At 38.6% G+C, this 20,000-nt stretch carries 21 protein-coding genes and 2 tRNA genes; 3 read left to right on the top strand and 20 right to left on the bottom strand.

What is annotated here, in order from left to right; genetic code table 11:
- Positions 1–99: 99 nt before the first annotated feature.
- The 18 genes from dusB to spoIIE form a co-directional block, all read right to left on the bottom strand.
- On the bottom strand, positions 100–1,101 hold the full coding sequence (gene dusB, locus CZ490_RS17955) for a tRNA dihydrouridine synthase DusB (protein WP_077620184.1): 1,002 nt from the start codon (positions 1,099–1,101) through the stop codon (positions 100–102).
- Between the two features lie 29 nt (positions 1,102–1,130).
- On the bottom strand, positions 1,131–1,337 hold the full coding sequence (locus tag CZ490_RS17950; protein WP_077620183.1) for a helix-turn-helix domain-containing protein: 207 nt from the start codon (positions 1,335–1,337) through the stop codon (positions 1,131–1,133).
- Entirely contained in the window at positions 1,289–1,813 is a 525-nt protein-coding gene (gene folK, locus CZ490_RS17945; protein WP_077620182.1) for a 2-amino-4-hydroxy-6-hydroxymethyldihydropteridine diphosphokinase, read from the bottom strand. The genes CZ490_RS17950 and folK overlap by 49 nt, the downstream gene beginning before the upstream one ends.
- Complete coding sequence (gene folB, locus CZ490_RS17940; protein WP_077620181.1) at positions 1,806–2,174, bottom strand: dihydroneopterin aldolase; 369 nt, start codon at positions 2,172–2,174, stop codon at positions 1,806–1,808. The genes folK and folB overlap by 8 nt, the downstream gene beginning before the upstream one ends.
- Positions 2,174–3,022 carry a dihydropteroate synthase gene (gene folP / locus CZ490_RS17935; protein ID WP_077620180.1) on the bottom strand — a complete coding sequence of 283 codons (849 nt, stop codon included), beginning with the start codon at positions 3,020–3,022 and terminating at the stop codon, positions 2,174–2,176. The genes folB and folP overlap by 1 nt, the downstream gene beginning before the upstream one ends.
- The gene (gene pabC / locus CZ490_RS17930; protein WP_077620179.1) at positions 3,000–3,887 is read right to left on the bottom strand and encodes an aminodeoxychorismate lyase; all 888 of its coding nucleotides are present in this window, start codon (positions 3,885–3,887) and stop codon (positions 3,000–3,002) included. The genes folP and pabC overlap by 23 nt, the downstream gene beginning before the upstream one ends.
- Positions 3,872–4,471 (bottom strand): aminodeoxychorismate/anthranilate synthase component II, encoded by a 600-nt coding sequence (gene pabA, locus CZ490_RS17925; protein ID WP_077620178.1) that lies wholly within the window; start codon positions 4,469–4,471, stop codon positions 3,872–3,874. Before pabA ends, pabC begins: the two co-directional genes overlap by 16 nt.
- 11 nt (positions 4,472–4,482) lie before the next feature.
- Positions 4,483–5,904 carry an aminodeoxychorismate synthase, component I gene (gene pabB / locus CZ490_RS17920; protein WP_077620177.1) on the bottom strand — a complete coding sequence of 474 codons (1,422 nt, stop codon included), beginning with the start codon at positions 5,902–5,904 and terminating at the stop codon, positions 4,483–4,485.
- A 101-nt stretch (positions 5,905–6,005) separates the two neighbouring features.
- Positions 6,006–6,935, bottom strand: a complete 930-nt coding sequence (cysK, locus tag CZ490_RS17915) for a cysteine synthase A (protein ID WP_077620176.1) — start codon at positions 6,933–6,935, stop codon at positions 6,006–6,008.
- 133 nt (positions 6,936–7,068) lie between these two features.
- Positions 7,069–7,998, bottom strand: a complete 930-nt coding sequence (locus CZ490_RS17910; protein WP_077620175.1) for a peptidyl-prolyl cis-trans isomerase — start codon at positions 7,996–7,998, stop codon at positions 7,069–7,071.
- A gap of 23 nt (positions 7,999–8,021) precedes the next feature.
- Positions 8,022–8,897: an Hsp33 family molecular chaperone HslO gene (hslO, locus tag CZ490_RS17905; protein WP_077620174.1), complete on the bottom strand. Its 876-nt coding sequence runs from the start codon at positions 8,895–8,897 to the stop codon at positions 8,022–8,024.
- A gap of 37 nt (positions 8,898–8,934) precedes the next feature.
- The gene (locus CZ490_RS17900; protein ID WP_077620173.1) at positions 8,935–9,708 is read right to left on the bottom strand and encodes a type III pantothenate kinase; all 774 of its coding nucleotides are present in this window, start codon (positions 9,706–9,708) and stop codon (positions 8,935–8,937) included.
- A gap of 275 nt (positions 9,709–9,983) precedes the next feature.
- Positions 9,984–11,924 (bottom strand): ATP-dependent zinc metalloprotease FtsH, encoded by a 1,941-nt coding sequence (gene ftsH, locus CZ490_RS17895; protein ID WP_077620172.1) that lies wholly within the window; start codon positions 11,922–11,924, stop codon positions 9,984–9,986.
- A 129-nt stretch (positions 11,925–12,053) separates the two neighbouring features.
- Positions 12,054–12,593, bottom strand: a complete 540-nt coding sequence (gene hpt / locus CZ490_RS17890; RefSeq protein ID WP_077620171.1) for a hypoxanthine phosphoribosyltransferase — start codon at positions 12,591–12,593, stop codon at positions 12,054–12,056.
- Positions 12,594–12,613: 20 nt separating this feature from the next.
- Positions 12,614–13,999, bottom strand: coding sequence for a tRNA lysidine(34) synthetase TilS (gene tilS / locus CZ490_RS17885; protein WP_077620170.1), 1,386 nt, complete (start codon positions 13,997–13,999; stop codon positions 12,614–12,616).
- Positions 14,000–14,065: 66 nt separating this feature from the next.
- Complete coding sequence (locus CZ490_RS17880) at positions 14,066–15,091, bottom strand: protein kinase domain-containing protein (RefSeq protein WP_077620169.1); 1,026 nt, start codon at positions 15,089–15,091, stop codon at positions 14,066–14,068.
- Positions 15,057–15,797 carry a vWA domain-containing protein gene (locus tag CZ490_RS17875; protein WP_077620168.1) on the bottom strand — a complete coding sequence of 247 codons (741 nt, stop codon included), beginning with the start codon at positions 15,795–15,797 and terminating at the stop codon, positions 15,057–15,059. Before CZ490_RS17875 ends, CZ490_RS17880 begins: the two co-directional genes overlap by 35 nt.
- 72 nt (positions 15,798–15,869) lie before the next feature.
- Positions 15,870–18,356, bottom strand: coding sequence for a stage II sporulation protein E (gene spoIIE / locus CZ490_RS17870; protein ID WP_077620167.1), 2,487 nt, complete (start codon positions 18,354–18,356; stop codon positions 15,870–15,872).
- 330 nt (positions 18,357–18,686) lie between these two features.
- On the opposite strand from spoIIE, the gene CZ490_RS17865 reads away from it, so the two are divergent.
- The 3 genes from CZ490_RS17865 to CZ490_RS22180 all read left to right on the top strand — a co-directional run bounded on the left by CZ490_RS17865 (position 18,687) and on the right by CZ490_RS22180 (position 19,087).
- Positions 18,687–18,763 (top strand) — tRNA-Met (locus tag CZ490_RS17865).
- A gap of 9 nt (positions 18,764–18,772) precedes the next feature.
- Positions 18,773–18,844, top strand: a tRNA-Glu gene (locus CZ490_RS17860).
- Positions 18,845–18,883: 39 nt separating this feature from the next.
- Positions 18,884–19,087, top strand: coding sequence for a hypothetical protein (locus CZ490_RS22180; RefSeq protein WP_142255400.1), 204 nt, complete (start codon positions 18,884–18,886; stop codon positions 19,085–19,087).
- Positions 19,088–19,108: 21 nt separating this feature from the next.
- On the opposite strand, the gene CZ490_RS17855 is transcribed toward CZ490_RS22180, so the two are convergent.
- Both CZ490_RS17855 and CZ490_RS17850 read right to left on the bottom strand, forming a co-directional pair.
- Positions 19,109–19,534, bottom strand: coding sequence for a S1 domain-containing RNA-binding protein (locus tag CZ490_RS17855; protein ID WP_077620166.1), 426 nt, complete (start codon positions 19,532–19,534; stop codon positions 19,109–19,111).
- 81 nt (positions 19,535–19,615) lie between these two features.
- Positions 19,616–19,990, bottom strand: coding sequence for an FtsB family cell division protein (locus CZ490_RS17850; RefSeq protein WP_077620165.1), 375 nt, complete (start codon positions 19,988–19,990; stop codon positions 19,616–19,618).
- Positions 19,991–20,000 lie beyond the last annotated feature (10 nt).

The raw sequence follows: 20,000 nt of genomic DNA, 5'->3' as shown, positions 1-20,000 counted from the left end.
TACTTGTCCTATTCCAATATAAACGTAAAGCAGAAAAACTGCCAGCATTAACTGGCAGTGGGCTACTTACGGGTATTATAAGTCTAGGAACTATTGATGTCAAACAACCTTCACACTATCTTTCGCCTTTTCTTCCATATATTCGACGAAGTTTCGTAAAACAGTAACTAGCTCATTACGCGTATTACAATTGTTGACTTCATTACGAACTATTGCGTTCCCACGAATTCCTTTAAGATACCACGCAGCATGCTTTCTGAATTCCCTAACCGCAATACTTTCGTTCTTTAAATCGATTAAACGATCTAAATGAAGGATAGACACATCAATTTTCTCTCTCACACTTGGCTCTTCAGTTAGTTCACCGGTCTCTAAATATTTAACTGTTTGATAAATCATCCATGGATTACCTAAAGCCGCACGGCCAATCATAACACCATCACAACCAGTTTCATCGAGCATTTTCCGTGCATCCAGCGGTGTTGCAACATCCCCGTTACCTATAACAGGAATATTTACAGACTGCTTCACCTGTTTAATAATGTCCCAGTTTGCATTCCCCTCATACATTTGAACACGTGTTCTTCCATGTAGAGCAACAGCTTGACCACCGGCGCGTTCTATAGCCTGTGCATTTTCGATCGCAAAGATATGATCCTCATCCCAACCCATACGCATTTTTACAGTAACTGGTTTATCCACTGCGTCTACGACAGCGGAAACCATTTCATAAATTTTATTAGGGTCTAATAGCCACTTTGCCCCAGCATCGCACTTTGTGATTTTAGGAACCGGGCATCCCATATTAATATCAATAATGTCTGCCGTTGTGTTTTTATCAACAAACTTTGCTGCTTCGACTAGTGTATCTTTTTCTCCACCAAATATTTGAAGGCTTAGTGGTTTTTCACGCTCATCTATATAGAGCATTCCCATTGTTTTTGCATTTTTATATAGGATTGCTTTATCACTTACCATTTCTGCGCAAACCAATCCTGCACCGAATTCCTTAACCGTTAATCGGAATGCAGAGTTACATACCCCAGCCATCGGAGCAAGAACGACTTGGTTTTTCATTTCGATATCGCCGATCTTTAACATTGTAACCCTCCCTTATATTAAACTTAATCTCACTCTTTAGGAGCTAAGTCTTCAATTGGTACTTTTAGTATGTCTGCAACTTCTTGTAAAAACAATTTACTTGGCACGCGCGTTCCCCGCTCGACCTCACCAACAAGAGATACAGATATACCAAGATCTTTTGCTAAACCTTCTTGTGTATAACCTTTTAGTTTTCGAAAAGCCCGAATACGTCTTCCCCACTTCTCCGCTTCCATATACGTACACCTTCTCTGTCTTGTAATTCATCTAGTAGTAAGGATATTGGTTTTATTGCTGCTGGAATTTCTAGGTCCTGTTGTATTTCAACCAATGGTACCAGAACAAAGGCTCGCTCTGTCATCCGGGGATGAGGAATGATAAGACGCTCTGTTTCAATATTTTCATGATTAAAAAGCAAAATGTCAAGGTCTAGAGTTCGTGGACCCCATCTTATTTTCCTTTCCCTTCCAGAGTCGAGCTCTATCTTCTGCAAAACCCTCAGTAATTCAAATGCTGAAAAAGTTGTATTAACTTTAATTACCATATTTAAAAAACGGTCCTGAGCTTCATACCCTACAGGATCGGTTTCATAAATTGAAGAAAAGTCATTAATTACAATGTTTTTGTCTAGAATTGCCTGCAAAGCAATGCGCAAATAATATTCACGATCTCCTATATTTGTGCCTAGTCCTATAAATGCGGTATTAATCATAATGTCTTCTCCTTGTGATTTCAACCGCAACTGATTGTAACTGTCCTGGGATGGGTGGATCTGGCTTAATGACCTTTACCGTACAGCTTAAGACCAACGAAAAATGCTTCAAAATCTCTGTAGCCATTTTTTCCGCAACTGCCTCTAAAAGTTTGTAAGGTTTCCCCTCGACAATGTCCTTACACAGATTGTATAGCTCACCGTAGTGAACAGAATAAACGAGGTTATCCGTTTCACCTGCTTGTTTAACATCCACTTCAACGACTAGATCTACAAAAAAACGTTGTCCTAGTTTTGTTTCTTCTGGAAAAACACCATGATATCCATAGAATTGCATTTGGTTCACATAGATTTTATCCATTACTTTGGTTCTCCTTTACCCACAAGAACATCCATCATTTTTGCAAGTCTAGCATTTAATTTTACATTATGTACTCGGACAATATCACAGCCCTTTTGAATCCCATGACAGGTTGTTGCCCCTGTTGCCTCATCACGTTCTGTTGGTGGTAAGTCAAAAATTTTCCCGATAAACGATTTTCTTGATGTACCTAACAGTATAGGATAACCAAGCTCTTTAAAGCGATCTAACTGACGCATCGTTTCAATGTTATTTTCAAAAGTCTTCGCAAAACCTACCCCAGGATCTAAAATGATATTGTGGTCCTTTACTCCTGCGTCTTTGGCTATTTGAATGCTTTCTTCTAAATCAGCAATCATATCTTCTATTAACTTTTTATAGTTTTTATTATCCCTGTTATGCATGAGGATTATCGGTACACCATAGGTAGCTGCTACTTCAGCCATCTTCAAATCTGCTTTAGCACCCCAGATATCATTGATTATATGCGCTCCCGCTTCAATTGCTTGCTTTGCTACCTCGGATTTATAGGTATCAATCGAAAGTGGAACGTGAACTTCTTTTACTAGAGCTTTTATGATGGGAACCACTCTAGCAACCTCTTCTTCATCAGATATTCTTTCATACCCTGGCCTAGTAGACTCACCACCAATATCGATAATATCCGCACCGTCTTCAACCATCTCTTTAGCATGTTTGATAGCAGCATCCAAATCGACATAAGACCCACCATCAGAGAAAGAGTCAGGTGTAATATTTAAAATCCCCATAATCATCGTTTTTTTTGAAAAGTCTAATTGATACGGACCACATGTAAGTGTTGGTCTACTCAATCTGCTTTGGTCCATGTTGAATCTCCTTTGCTAACTCATTTTTACTCCAGAGGCTTGTCCGATATTTTGTATAAACTGACTGAAGTCTTTTTGTGACAGGACCCTCTTTACCTAATAAGTTGAGGGTTTCAATTTTAGCTAATGGTACAATCTCTTGGATAGAATTTGTAATAAATGCTTCATCGCTTTTTAGGATTTCCTCTGGCAGAAAGTATCCTTCTTGAACGCGCAAACCAATTGACTTTGCTATTTGGATAACAAAATTGCGTGTTACACCATTTAGTATCCCCGTTTCAAGTGTAGGTGTAAACAATTCTTCCCCCACTACCCAAAAAAGATTTGATGTAATTCCCTCCGCAAGAAAGCCATCTGCTGATAAAAAGATACCTTCGACTGAAGGATTCTTTCCAACTTCTCTTTTTGCGTAGATATTATTTAAAAAGTGGTGGGATTTCAGTCGATATTCTCCCTCTGGGGTATTTCGTCTTGTCTGTAGAAATATAGCTTGTTTCTCCACTATAATTGAAGGTAGCTCTTTCATAAAGACAATGACGGACGGATTTTCATAATCAGTTGAGGGTAGTCCGACTTCTCCATTACCAGCAGACACGTTAAAGCGAACATACGCTTGTTGTAAACCATTAGATAATAATAGGTCTTTAACAATTTCTAATACTTGAGCCCTGTTTAGTGATTTCTTGATTTTTAAATCAGCTAATCCATCCTGTAAACGCACAAGATGGTCATCTAATAAAAACGGATGACCATCATAGACTCTAAATGTTTCAAATAAACCCATTCCATATAAAAATCCATGGTCAAATGGGGAAATACGTGCTTGTTTCTCTTCAATAATTTCACCGTTTAAATAGAGGTACATGATACCTTCTCATTCCCAATATATTGTTGTATTACATTTAAAATTAGTTGTTTACCAGCTGTTGTCATAATTGATTCCGGATGAAATTGCACACCTTCAATTGGATATTCCTTGTGTCGGATTGCCATAATTTCACCTTCGTCTGTTTCAGCCGATATTTCAAAGCAATCAGGAAGGGTTTCCTTTTTTACAATTAATGAATGATAACGTGTTGCTGTAAATGGCTGATTCAAACCCGAGAAAATTGTTTTACCATCATGTACGATTTCTGATGTCTTTCCATGCATAAGCTTTTCTGCTTTGATGACGTCTCCTCCAAACGCTTGAGCAATCGATTGATGGCCCAGACAAACACCAAAAATAGGAATGCGTCCTGCAAAATGAGAGATTGTTTCTAAGCTTATTCCCGCCTCATTTGGTGTACACGGCCCTGGTGAAATCATAATTAAATCTGGGTTTAATTCCTCAATGTTTTGGATAGTGATTTCGTCATTTCTCTTAACAATAATTTCTTCTCCTAATTCTCCTACATATTGGACTAAATTGAATGTAAACGAATCATAATTATCAATCATTACGATCATTCTAGCTCACCTCATCTATTTATTTTGTCTAACTCTGCTTCACTCAGCTCTTTTGCCTTCCATAATGCAAATGCCTTTTTCAAGGACTCTTTATATTCATGTTTAGGATTGGAATCAATGACAATACCAGCTCCTGCTTGCACGTGTGCAATACCGTCCTTAGCTATCATTGTCCGAATAGCGATATTAAGTTCCATATCCCCAGAAAAACCTATCCATCCAATTGAGCCCGTGTATATACCTCTTCTAACAGGTTCAAGTTCTTCAATAATTTCCATTGTTCGCACCTTTGGAGCCCCCGTAATTGTCCCACCAGGGAAGGTAGCCTTAATAATATCCGCAATGTTTTTACCTTTAGCAAGTTTCCCCGTCACATTCGAAACAATATGCATGACATGCGAGTATTTTTCAATAATCATGAATTCATCTACTTTTACTGTACCACATTCACATACTCTACCAAGATCATTTCGTTCTAAGTCTACCAACATAACATGTTCAGCTCGTTCTTTTTCATTATTGATTAACTCATTTGCTAAACGTTGATCCTCTGCGTCATCCTTACCCCTTGATCTTGTACCAGCAATTGGTCGAGTACTAACTTCATTTCCTTTTTTCTTGACGAGTAGCTCTGGAGATCCACTAACAATATGAAATTCAGGTACTTGCATATATGCCATATAAGGAGATGGATTTATTTCTCGTAATGCGTCATAGATTTCCCGGGGATGCGTAACAAGTTCTTCTGACCTACGTACTGATAAATTTACTTGAAAGACATCACCTTCTGATATATAATCTCTTACCTTCTCCACCGCAATATTAAATTCCTGCTCAGAAAACGAAACAGAAGAATATTCTGCGTATCCAGTCATTCTAGGTATAGGAGGATAGGACTCACTCGGCGCTTTCCATAGTTCTTCATACCTTTGTAATCTCTCAGCAGCTTGCTTTTCATTTTCTACTTCATCATGAGTGAAAATCCATAGGGACTGTTCAGTGTGATCGTAAAGAAACACATCATCAAACACTAGAAAGTATATATCCGGTGTTAGCAAATCGTCCTGTGCCCAATTCGGCAGTTTTTCTATGTATCTTGCATAATCATAGCTAATAAATCCAAGTGCTCCCCCTTGAAAATCCGGTTGATCTGGACGGCGCTCAGTTTGATAGTCCTTCATCCAATCCATAAATGCAGTAAGGGGATCCCCCTCTATAGTAGTTGTTCCGTTCTTTGTATTAATTGTAAGTCTATGATTCTTTCCTGTGATAACAGCAAACGGTTTTATCCCCATAATACTGTATTTGCCACCTCGTCCGCTCTCCAAAAGCATATGATATGGTTCACGGTGTGTTAGTGTCTTATATTTTTCATACCATTTGTCTGAAGCAAAGGGTATCTTCTTTGCAAAAGAGGCTCTCTTTTGTTGCATGCATGGACCACTCTCCCTCATACCCCTATTTTACATGACATCATAGTAGCTGGTATATAGAAAAAAAGAGTTTTACCCCTTAGGATAAAACTCTTTTTTTCTTATTGATCCTCAAATTGATAGAGAGCTGTGCTTAAATAACGCTCACCATTGTCTGGAGCAATCGCAAGCACTTTCTTGCCCTTGCCTAGCTTTTTGGCAACCTGTAGTGCCGCATAAATCGCAGCTCCTGAGGAAATCCCTACTAGGAAGCCCTCTTCTTGTCCAGTTCGACGTGCATATTCAAATGCTTCATCATTTTTAACTGTAAAGACTTCATCATAGACTTCTGTATCTAACACACCTGGAACAAAGTTTGCACCGATACCTTGAATCTTATGCGGCCCAGGCTTTCCACCTGATAGGATTGCTGAATCAGTTGGTTCAACAGCAACAATTTTAATATTTGGATATTTGTCTCTTAATACAGGCCCAGCACCAGTGATTGTTCCACCCGTACCTATTCCAGAGATAAATGCATCTAGTTGATCACCCATTTGCTCGACAATCTCTTTTCCTGTAGTTGCACGGTGAACCTCAGGATTAGCCGGGTTATTAAATTGTTGTGGCATAAAATAGCCGTGTTCTTTCACTAGCTCTTCTGCTTTGTTAACAGCGCCCTTCATCCCCTCAGAACCTGGCGTTAATACCAACTCTGCGCCATATGCACGTAATAGATTACGTCGCTCCATACTCATTGTATCTGGCATTACTAGAATTGCCTTTAATCCTTTTGCTGCAGCGACCATTGCTAAACCGATACCAGTGTTTCCACTTGTCGGTTCAATGATTGTATCACCAGCCTTGAGCTTTCCGCTCTTCTCTGCTGCTTCAACCATCGCTAAAGCAATTCGATCTTTTACACTGCTTCCTGGGTTGAAAAATTCAAGTTTTACATATACATCCGCACTATCTTCATCAACAAGGTGATTTAACTTAACTATTGGTGTTTCACCGATTAATTCATAAATTGAATTTGCTACTCTTGACATGACTCCACCCTCAATCCCTAGTATTTTTATTGGTTTTATCTACAATTTAACAATTCCTCCCTTAAAAGTCAACGAAATTGGACTTGCTGAATTATGAATTTTTCTAATAGTGCGCGACATTTTCGATATAATATTATTCATTTTTCCCAAAGAACCACTTTACGCCAAGTTCTTTCCAGAAAGGCTCTACAGAGATGGTTCCGTTCATTTGATCAATTGCAATCTGGCGCTTGATTTGATCTTTAACTTCATCATACGTATAGGTTACTGCATCAACAGTATCGTGAAGAATAATAACCGCATAACCCTCCTCTATCTGGATTGGCTCGCTCCACTCATTCGGCTTCATATTTTCAGCGATGCCTAAGTAACTTTCTGGGGCATACCCATTATCCTGATTTACATATCCGATTTCCCCACCCCGATTTGCAGAAAACTCATCGATTGATTTTTCCATTGCAAGGGCTGCGAAACTTGAGCCATTTTCTAGTTCATCTATAACCTGGTCTGCCGATTCTTTAGTCTTTACGACAATATGAGAAATATGGTATGACTTTGGAATTTCATATAAATGTTTATTTTCCTCATAAAACCGTTGCATTTCTTCTTCAGGAATGACAGCGTCTTTTGTTAGCAGTTCTTCCAAAATGATACTTAACTCAATTTGTTCTTTCCAATGCTCGTCATCAATCTTCTCATGATCAATAGTATTGTACATCGTCTTAATCAATGTTAATTCACGGTCGATAGCATCTTCAGACAAAGCAATTTTATGCTTTTCTGCCATTTGACGTACAACTTCCTCATCAATCATTGCCTCTAAAATCTGTTTGCCATAACGGTTTTCTAGTTCATTTAACCATTGTTGCCTTGTAATTGTACTGTCCCCAACCGTTGCAACTACTTCTTCTTCCCCGCTTGCGACAACTGGCTTCGTCGCCTCAACAGTCATTTCTTCAGATTTATCCTCTGCTGTTGTTTTATCAAGTGCAATGTAGACAATCGATAAACAATTTGTGATAACGAGAGCAGCAATAATTGACCATACTATCTTCTTATTCATTTTTCTCATCTCCCATTATCTAACTATGCCTGATTTTTTAATTCTATTAGCTCATCTTTTGAAAAATGATAATTTTCATTACAAAAATGACATTGCGCTTCTGCTTTTCCATCTTCTTCAATCATTGCCTCAATTTCTTGTGTTCCTAAGCTAATTATTGCACTTTCAATTCGTTCTCTTGAGCAAGGACAGACAAAGGAAACCGGCATTTTGTCAAGGATTTTAAGGTTATCCTTACCAACAATCTCTTCCAAAATGTCTTCAGGAGAAAGTCCTTTTTCAATCATTTTAGAAATTGGCTCTATTCCTTGTAGTCTTTTTTCGATTTGGGCAATTGTTTCATCACTTGTACCTGGCATAAGTTGAATGAGAAAACCACCCGCAGCTAATATTGAGTTATCTGGATTTACTAGAACACCTACACCAACAGATGAAGGAGTTTGTTCAGAGGATACAAGATAATAAGTAAAGTCTTCTCCCAATTCCCCTGAAACGATTGGTACTTGACCAGAAAATTGTTCTCTCATCCCGATATCCTTTACAATCGATAACGTGCCGTCTGTTCCAACAGCTCTTCTTACATCAAGCTTCCCATGTTGATTTAAATCAAAATGTGTTTGGGGGTTCGTCACATAGCCTCTCACTTCACCTTTAGCGTTTGTATCGACAAGAATAATACCAATAGGACCGCCACCCTCGATTTTAATTGTTAATTTATCATCACCCTTTAAGGTCGCACCTAACATTACTCCTGCTGTCATCGCTCTACCAAGTGCCGCAGACGCAGTAGGCCACGTATAATGACGTCTTTGTGCCTCACCTACTGTTTCTGTTGAATTGATCGCATATGCGCGAACTTGACCATTAAACGCTAATGCCTTAATTAAATAATCACTCATTTTTGTTCTCCTTTTCGTGTTGTAAAGTTGTCGTTTGTTATTTCGCTTCGGTATTACGTTGATAAATCAAATGCAATCCTTTTAGAGTTAAGAATGGATCGACCACATCTATCGCTTTTGATTCGGTGGCGATTAGTGCAGCTAGTCCACCAGTCGCGATTACCTTTGGTTGTTCAACTGATTGTGCCTTTATACGAGCTACTATGCCTTCAACCTGACCAACGTATCCATATAATATACCTGCCTGCATAGCACTGATTGTATTTCGACCAATGACACCCTCTGGACGAGCTATTTCTATTCGCGGTAGCTTTGCAGCCTTTGAGTACAAGGCTTCCGTTGAGATTGCAATTCCCGGTGCAATCGCGCCACCCATATATTGCTTATTCTCATTTATGTAACAATATGTTGTGGCTGTACCAAAATCAACAATGATTAACGGGCTTCCATATAGGTGAATACCCGCCACAGCATTAACTATTCGGTCAGCACCCACTTCCTTCGGATTATCATATTTTATATTCAAGCCTGTCTTTATACCCGGGCCCACCACTAATGGTTTGATTCCAAAGTATTTAATACACATTCGTTCCAGCGCAAACATAATCGGTGGAACGACAGAAGACATAATAATCCCATTAATATCTTTAAAACTTAACCCCTCATGTTTCAATAAAGATTTTATAACGAGACCATATTCATCTTCTGTTTTATTTCGACTTGTTTCGATTCTCCAATGATGTTTTAGTTCATCATTTTCATATACCCCTAAAACCATGTTTGTGTTTCCAACATCAAAAACAAAAATCATGAAGTACCCCCAAATTTTTATCAAATACGCCTCGGCGTAATTTCGCCCAGATTTTAATCGAGCAAGCTCGAAACATTTCCCATTAAAATCTATGGCATCCACCGGAGGCAGTAACTTTAATTAAACTGTGTTGTACATAGCTAAATAAAAGTTACATGACTTTGGAAACATCATACCACACCTACTTTTTAGTATTCCACAATTAACTCTACTCAGTCAGGGTATAAATGAAATGAAAAAGGTGCCCACAATTTCGTTGTAGGCACCTCTTACTATTACTCGTCTTTATCTTTGTTTTCGACTTCGGTTACTTCCTCATCTTTTTTAGAATTGATAGTAACTTTTACGTCATCTTTTGGTTTATCTGTATCTTCAGTCGCCACTGGACGTTCAGGTAATTTACCTTCTTCCCACAAGGCTTTAATTTGGCCAGCATCTAAAGTTTCAACCTCAAGTAACGTTTCGGCGATTAGTTTTAGTTTATCTTGATTTTCAGTAAGTATTTTTCTTGCTTTTTCATAGCTTTCTTTAATAAAGCGTTGGATCTCAAGATCAATTTCATGTGCAATTGCATCACTGTAGTTTTGCTCATTGTGGATGTCGCGCCCTAAGAACACTTGACCACCTTGCGCTTGACCAAATTGAAGTGGACCTAATTTTTCACTCATTCCATATTCGGTTACCATTTTACGAGCAATACCGGTAGCACGTTGGAAGTCATTGTGAGCTCCTGTACTTACTTCTCCAAATGTTACTTCTTCTGCTACACGACCACCTAATAGTCCTGTGATCTTATCCAATAATTCAGGCTTTGTCATGAAATAGCGGTCTTCTTTAGGAAGCATTACCGCGTAACCACCGGCTTGACCACGGGGAACGATAGTTACCTTATGAACCATATCGGCTTCATCAAGTACCATACCAATAACCGTATGCCCCGCTTCATGGAACGCCACGATATTACGTTCTTTCTTCGAAATGACACGATTCTTTTTCGCAGGACCTGCAATAACGCGGTCAGATGCTTCATCAAGGTCCGTCATATCAATTTTCTTCTTGTTGTGTCGAGCCGCAACAAGTGCCGCTTCGTTTAGTAAGTTTTCTAAGTCTGCACCAGAGAATCCTGGTGTTCTAGCAGCAATAGCTTTTAAATCAACATGCTCATCAAGAGGCTTGTTACGAGCATGCACCTTTAATACAGCTTCTCTACCTTTAACATCTGGACGGTCGACTGTAATTTGACGGTCAAAACGTCCTGGACGTAATAATGCAGGGTCTAAAATATCAGGACGGTTTGTTGCTGCAATAATGATGATACCTTCATTCGCACCGAATCCATCCATCTCAACTAGCAATTGGTTTAGGGTTTGCTCACGCTCATCATGACCGCCACCTAATCCCGCACCACGCTGACGACCAACTGCATCGATTTCATCAATAAAAATAATACATGGAGCGTTTTTCTTAGCATTTTCAAAGAGGTCACGTACACGTGAAGCACCGACCCCAACAAACATTTCCACAAAATCCGATCCACTGATGGAGAAGAATGGAACTCCCGCTTCACCAGCACAAGCACGGGCAAGTAATGTCTTACCTGTACCAGGAGGTCCATTAAGGAGAATCCCTTTTGGTATCCTTGCACCTAGGTCAGCAAATTTGCGTGGATCTTTTAAGAACTCAACAACCTCAACAAGCTCTTGCTTCTCTTCATCCGCACCTGCAACATCTTTAAATCTAACTTTTTTCTTTTCTTCGCTATATAACTTTGCTTTACTCTTGCCAAAGTTCATAACCCTACTTCCGCCACCCTGGGCTTGATTTAGTAGGAAGAAGAATAAAATAAAGATAATAACAAATGGGATAATCGACGTAAAGAAGGTTACCCAACCACTCGTTTCCTTCGCTTTAAGTATATCTACGTCTGCATTTCTTGCAGCTTCATAAATTCGATCAACCTCATTCTGACTGCCAATAATATTAGTGACAAAGAATTGATCTTCTTTATAGCCGTTAAGTTGGCCCCTTACTTCAAAGACGCCTCTTTCAGGTTGTACTGTAATATTTTTTACATCTCCTGCTTCGAGATGTTCAACAAACTTGCCATATTTCATCACTTCCGGCTGACCATTAGCTCCTTGGAAAAAACTAACCACACCGATTATGACTAAAAATATGAGTAAATAGAATATGACGTTTCTAAAAATCCGATTCATCCCTTACCTCCTCCCGCGGTGAACAAACTATACTAAATAGTATCATAGATAATAATTGTGATTCAAATGATATACGTTTAACCAACAAAAAGGTTTCAAATACCTGCTTGCCTATTCCTTATCAGTACCTTACTTTGAATAAACCTCTGGTTTTAACACACCAATGTACGGTAAGTTGCGGTATTTCTCAGCATAGTCTAATCCGTAACCAACCACAAATTCGTCAGGAACTATAAAACCTACATAGTCTGCTTTAATATCAGCTTTTCTTCCAGTAGGCTTATCCAATAACGTAACAATCTTAATGGACTTCGCTTTACGATATCGGAACAATTCAACGAGATAACTAAGTGTAAGCCCGCTATCGATGATATCCTCAATTACAAGGATGTCTCTACCTTCAACAGATGTGTCTAAGTCCTTGATGATTTTCACCTCACCCGAAGACACCGTTGAGTTACCGTAGCTTGAAACGTCCATAAAATCCATTTCTAAGTATGTATCAACCCTTTTTAACAGATCGCCCATAAAAGGCATGGCGCCTTTTAGTATGCCAATAGCTAAAGGAAATTCATCCTTATAGTCTTCTGTTAATGTTTTACCTAATTCTTTTACTTTTTGCTGAATTTCTTCCTCACTAAATAAAACCTTCTCAATATCCTGCTTCATTCTTCTTAAAGCCCCCTAAATCATTGCGTGTATTGTAGTACGATATAGTGTGATTGTGTTTTACAAGTTGCTTCATATGATGATTTTTTCAATCCCGGAAGCCATAATATCTCTCCTCGATCATCCTCAACAATTGGCCAAATGTTACGACGGTGAAGGGGTATTTTTTTATCAATGAAAATATCCTTCACTTTTTTGCTGCCGTTCATTCCTTTTAACGTCATTTTATCTCCATGTTTTCTTGTTCGGACATAAAGCGGGATGCGAACAGAGGCTGGATCGATAATCAAACAGTTATTTCCGACCATATGCTCAGGATAACTCTTCCACACTTGACTCTTTATTTTACTACCATCTTCAAGTTTATATAGCCCTGGTGTATCAATGCGAAAACGATAGGGGCTTGGTTTTTCTTCACAATCAGTAAAAGTATATGTACATCTAGTATAAGATTTCACAATTCGCAAACCAGCTGGAAATTGCAACTCTCCGGATGGATGGCTACTTGCCAAGAAGGTTAACAAATTTTCGATATGTACGGCAGAAAGAGAAGGAGGAAGTTCCTTGTAGAGATAGTTTAATATTAGTTGAATCCCTCTTCTTTGTAAAGATATAGGCATCATCAAAAAGGGAGGTATTTCAATCTCTATTTCGTGAGTCCCATTCCTTTTCATTACTTTATTCATTTTCTCTTTCGTTAATTCATCTAAAACGTGATTATCCTCTGTAAGATACTGATTAAATTGCAAAAACTGTTCATGAACAGATGGGTTTTCTTGTTTCAAAAAAGGCAGAACATAATGTCTAAAGCGATTCCTTGTGTAATCGTCCTTATCATTTGATGGATCGTGTCTTGGAACTAGATTCCATTCATTACAATACTTCTCTATGTCCGACTTGGTTACAGCTAATAAAGGACGAATGATTGTCCCGCGCGAAAATGGACGTTTGATTTGCATACCAGCATAACCAACCCCTTTACTGCCACGGGTTAAACGCATTAAAATGGTCTCAATCTGGTCGTCCCCATGATGCCCTAGTGCCAAATAGTCCGCACTATGTTTTTTCATCATTTCGTCAAAAAAATCATATCTCACATCTCTAGCTGCTACTTGAGAACTTATCCCATGTACCTTTTTATAGGATGTCACATCGTATTGAATTGATTCAAAATGAATTTGATATGTCTCACAAAATTCCTTAACATATAATAAATCCTCTTCTGACTCTCTTCCACGGAACATATGGTCAACATGGGCAGCGATAAGTGTTGTTTCCTTTTTGTGTTGAGACAAATAGTGAAGTAATGCAAGGGAATCCGGCCCACCGGAAACCCCTACTATTATTGTTGAACCATTCTTTATTAATTCATGTTTTTCAATAAATTGGTTTACTTTTTCAATCATTTTCGAGACCAACCCTTTGTACATATGAAATGCTATTTATTTATCGTATCACTTTGTAATCCATTTTTACAGAATTTGTCCATAAAGATATAGCAAATATCCCAGTGATACAAATAGAAGCAATAATACGGTTTCGAGGACACCGCCTTTTTGTTTAGCTCGCTTTGGTTGTCTGTTCCTTGAAACGTTTGTGTAGGTTCGTGACTTTTTTGATGTACGGGTCTGATTTTGGGCACCTCTAGTTGCCCGTTTTTTTGGTGCAACAGATTGGTCCTTTTTGGCTTGGCTTAATTTCATGACCAGGTCTTTTCTCATATCAGCCGCACGTTGATATTTTCCATCAATCGCCTGATACAGGACCGTATCTATTCTCCTTAGAGAGTCTGTGTTTGCAATAATTGATTTGAGTTGCTTAACAGGCTGATCATTTCTAGTAAAACGACTTGGGTATGCTACATTAATTATAATCATCGCAACTGCGAATAGGTCATAAGATGGTTCTGCTTTTCTCGAACCTGCTCCCCAATAGCCACGATCAAAGAATTCAGTAAATTCCTTAATAGCTCTTCCTTGTACAGTCGTTCCGCCTACATCAATACACCTAATTTTAGGTGGATTACCACTAACAAGTAGATTATCTGGTTTTAAGTCCCCAAATACCCACCCTTCTTGGTGAAGTCGGTCCAAGTCAGAGAGTAATTGAAGACATAGTATTCCTGTCCATTCTTTTCCTCTTTTTTCAATAAAAGATAAAAAACTTTCTCCTCGTATATATTCCATTACGTAAAAGGAAATCGGGCTTGAAACACCAGGTCTGATCCAATCATCCACATCTATAAAAGAAGGCCCAAGGGCAGAGCCTTGGACCTTAGAAAAGTGTTTTAGCACATTTACTTCAGACGTAATTGTAACGCCGTTTTCACTGATTTTTAAAGCCACAGGGCCGTTAATACTTTCTGCTAAATAAACAATGCCATTGGCACCTTGTCCTAAAGGTCTCACAATGCGATATGAATTTTTATGCCATTTTCCAGTAATAACAGTACCAGGGGGAACCTTACATACCTGACTCTTCGTAGTATTGTTCATCATCACGAGACAACAAACTCCTTAACGATCGTTTTTTCTTGAAGTAAGTTAATGCTTCTCGGATTGCAGGACCCGTTGGTGTAATTCCACCTGTTGTAAGCTTTGGAAAAATACTAGACAAGGATTCAAGTCTTGGTGTCCAATCTAATACTCTCTCTACCTCAACCTTTTTCCCGGGGAATACAAATACTGAAAATTGGTTGTCACCCATTCTCGCATTTAGACTAATTGATAAATCTAGTAAGGCCTCTTTTACAGTTGGAAGTTTATGCTTCATACTTGCACTTGTATCAACTAGAACTAGAACCTCTAAGTCAACTGTCTCACCAAGTTCGTCAACAACCTCCATCACTTCGCCACGTTTCTCAGGAGGAAGATCTTCCATAGAGGTCTTCGATCCTAGTATTTGCTGGAGCTCCTTGTTAACTACCCCTTGTAGGGTTTGTGTCATGGCTTGCCTCGTTACCATTTGGACAGTTTGTGATAATTGAGTAGAGTAGACGATTTGATTTACGCCTCCTCCCGCCGTAGCGATTCCTTCGATTTCTTGCATTCCTTGCTCATCGATTGTATCTTGCTCCACTACTCCGATTACATTTATAGTCACTCCCTGCTCTCTAGCAAGTGCGGCCATCGCAATCGGATCTTCCCCTTGATTTGAACAACCATCTGTAATTAATAGAATTTGCTTCAAAGTGCCTTTTTGCACGTTTCATCCCCTCCAACGCATTAGATACTAACATGATGGACGAAATGATAGAATTTTAAACCTGTTCAATAGTCAGATTGCTTTGCTTTTTGTTTTGTTATACGCATAAGCAGGAATGGCTGCCCATTTAGGCGTATTATGTTTTATTTTTGTTACAACAACAGTCATGTCATCTTCAATTTGACCAGATCGTGTACGTATTACCTCCTCCATTATAAGATCCGCTAACTCCTGAGGATCGTTCGTTTTGATTTCCATAATTTTGCGTTTCATCCACATATCATAGTTTTCAACATGTTTGGGCCCTTCAAAAATACCATCACTCATCATGATTAATAAATCACCTGCTTTTAACTGCTCATCTACTACCTCCACTTCAAAATCTTCTATGATTCCCATTGGTAGATTACTTGCCTGTATTTTGCTAATCTTATCCCCTCTCTTGATATAGCTCGGTGTAGATCCTATTTTTAGAAACTTCGCATTTGCATCCTGAAGGTCAATGACAGCTAAATCGAGTGTTGAAAAAATTTCATCTGTTGTTCGTAATGAGAGAATCGAGTTGACTGATTTAATTGCAACCTTCTCTTCAATCCCAGATTGGAGAATTTTCTTTAACAACTCCAATGTTTCGTTACTTTCATAATGTGCACGCTCACCATTCCCCATTCCATCACTAATGGCCACCGCATGTTTTCCAACACCTAGTTCGATTGTTGAAAAACTATCACCGGATACTAACCCTCCTCCTTTAGCAGCATGGGCAACACCTGTATCAATGACATACGCTTTTGCTGAACCTAAGGTAACATGACAATACCCATTCGGATATACTGAACATTCCTCATTTTTTACAAGAATTGTTTCTTCCAAAATATCAGAGAGCATAGGCGCAATTAACTTTTCACACTCCCCACTCCCATTGCAATATGGAATACTTAATTCTATATCAACATTTCCTTGTTCTACACTGTAAATCTCTACATGCCCAATTTGAATACCAAACGACTGTAACGCATCTAGTATTTGTTCCTCTAACACATGGTGATTTTCACCTTCGCGTTGTATCTCTTTTGCAAAATCACTCATTACCTGAGATACACCTAATAATTGATCAGCTACTAATTTCCGACTCTCCTTTACTTGCTTTTTTAATTTTTGGTTTGCTTGATAATAGGTTAGTTCCTGCTCAATTGCATCAATAACTTTTTTCGAGCGCACACAATGCTTGTCCCAATCTCTCGTAAGCTTGTGATTATAAACGAGTGAATTTGTTTCAGATCCGTGCATAATATCTTTCATATAATCATATGTTTTATTAAAGTTCTTTGACCAGCACGCCTCCTTTTTAAAGCAAGATTGACATGTTTTTTCTGTTACATTACTTAAAAATAAATCAACTTCTCGGTCTCTATCGTCTTCATCAACGGGATATCCATATTCTGAGAAGCTATTAGCAAGTGCTTCAAACACTGTTGAGAACTGGGATACACGATTAGCTGTCACATCACGAATTTTTCTAAGGTATTGTTGTTGTTCTGCACTATGCTCTGGTGTTCCTGGTATGTTTTTAGCTATTCTACTGATTAAACTTTTTGGTGTCAGTAAAAACAGAAGAATAGCTACACCTGATTCATATAACGTCGGAATAATTTGACTTGCCCCTTCACCGTAAAGGCCAATTAATAGAGTTCCGACAATAAGCCCGAGAGCTACTCCCGCTTTTTTGCCTTCTTTTAATAGGCCACCTAGTAATCCCGAAAAAGCGAGAAGACTCATTTGGTACAAGCTAGTCACATTTGCTAGACTCAGTATAAGACCTGTTACAACTCCTACCGTTGAACCGATGGTTGCTCCTGCAACAAACGCAAACAGAAGAACAACATATCTTGATAAAATATTTGAAATCGACATTTCATATACAAGCCACCCCATTGTTCCTGTTAACACAGAGGCAATTAAGATAATCAAACAAATAACTTCTTCCGTCTTAAAGGACTGTCTTCTTCGTTTCTCTGTTAACAATGGTACACTTTGTAAAAAAATCAGCGTTAAAATAAAGGCTAAACCCGATCCAACACCGACCATCACTCCATCATGTATGGTTATTGAACCTTGTGTAACATACAAAATTCCAACCTTAGCAGCAGCAGATGATAGTAAGACAAGCGTTGGTAGAACTTTAAGGAAATCAACCTTAAATCTTTGAAGAAACTTATAGATTATTAGAAAGAGAACGATTGATAGAAATGTAAATACGGTCACATCAGCTGAAAGCGTGAATGATCCTGCAATGACAGCAGCCATAGCCAGTCCAGCTTTCCCCTTTTTGAGCATTAACACGCTCGCAAAAAATGGTAGTGCAAAGGGGGTTAATTCATCTAGGATAAGGGCTCGTCCTAGTAAAAATCCAACGACTCCTAGTAGAAGCCCATTTAATAGAAATAGATTTTCAAGTTTTGCTTGAAATTGCTGAAACCACTTGGACACAGTATCCTGCGTTTTTCCGATTGCTACATCTGTGATTGGTCCGCTCATATTCCTTTCTATTCTTTCCATACTAAAACACTCCCCGTATTTAATAGTTGTTTGTAATTATACAGTTGAAGTAATTCGTATTTTGTCAAAACAACAGGTGCAAAAGGAAAAAACATTCGACTGCTTGTCTAGTTTTCCAACAAAATAAATGTGATATGACGAAATATAGTACGAGATTTATCCAATATGGGCAGAATTAAGGTGATATTTTGTATCTATTTTGTGAATTTTTGTATTATTTTTCTTCTCAACAAAATATATTGACGAATGAATAGACTGAAGGTATTATATAACTTGTGCTTACTTACTAGAGTTTCAGACAAAGATTGTCGAACTCATAAGTTTTAACATGGCGGTGTAGCTCAGCTGGCTAGAGCGTACGGTTCATACCCGTGAGGTCGGGGGTTCGATCCCCTCCGCCGCTACCATAATTAGTTGGCCCGTTGGTCAAGCGGTTAAGACACCGCCCTTTCACGGCGGTAACACGGGTTCGAATCCCGTACGGGTCATCAAAAACAGTGTGAGTTTAAAACTCACACTGTTTTTTTGTGTATACGTTATATTTAATCACATTATTATTTTATGGGACAAAGCTGAGTGGATATGGGACAGAACTGCCGATGTATGGGACATTAGCTGATTTTATGGGACAATCAACCAATTATATGGGACACAAACCTCATTTTACGGGGCAAATTAGAGGTTTGTGCCATACAAAAAAGCACCCAAATTGGGTGCTTGCATTTATATAATATCAGAGCTACAGCAGCAGGTTATCCTCTTCTCGCTCCACGCCCACCACGTTTTGACTCGGTGTTGCGCTTTAGGGAAGATAGACGATCTTCACTGTCCTTTAGAAAGCGATTCATTTTTTGTTCAAAGCTTTCCGGCTTACTGTTATTACGGTGGTCGTTTCTATTGTTACGCGGACCATTATTGCTACGTGGACGCTGTGGTTGTGGGGTTTCTTTTGCTTTTTTAATGGATAATCCAATCTTTCCATCTTTTTCAACATTTATAACCTTGACCTCTACTTGGTCACCAACCTTTAGATGCTCATTAATATCTTTTACATAATTGTCAGCGACCTCACTAATATGGACAAGACCAGTTGAGCCCTCTGGCAGCTCCACAAACGCTCCGAAATTCGTAATTCCTGTTACCTTCCCTTGAACCTTGCTGCCTACTTCAATTGACATAAAAAAAATGCTCCTCCTTAAATTTAAACAAAATCATTTTACTTATATTATACATAATATAAAAATCGAGTGTCAATAAGACTAAGACCCATCGCCCACTTTAAAGATAATTTCTCCTTCCTTAGATAGAAAATAATCCCTGCGGATGATCTTTTCAATGTACTCATCACTGTTAAGTTTTACAATTTCCTCTTCAAGGAGAACTTGCTCATCTTTTAGTGAAGTTAGTTGCTCCTCTAATTCTTCCTTTTGAGCAATCTTTTCATTCATCGTTTTATGTTGCGATACAACCATGGAAATAAGGCCGTAAGAAATGATTGCAGCAAGAATTCCAAAAGCAATCAATCTTCTAAATAAGCCTTTTCGCTTCGCTTGAATGGTTTGTTCCTGCTGCTTATATTTTTCCATATAGGTTGATTGTAACTGTGTAACGTTTTTCTTTCGCTCTGCACTCATTGTAGAGAAT

It is taken from the genome of Litchfieldia sinesaloumensis (genome assembly GCF_900156865.1).
GTDB lineage: Bacteria > Bacillota > Bacilli > Bacillales > Bacillaceae_L > Ferdinandcohnia > Ferdinandcohnia sinesaloumensis.
The sequence above is the reverse complement of the archived record's forward strand: the minus strand, read 5'-3'. Positions and strand labels throughout refer to the sequence as shown.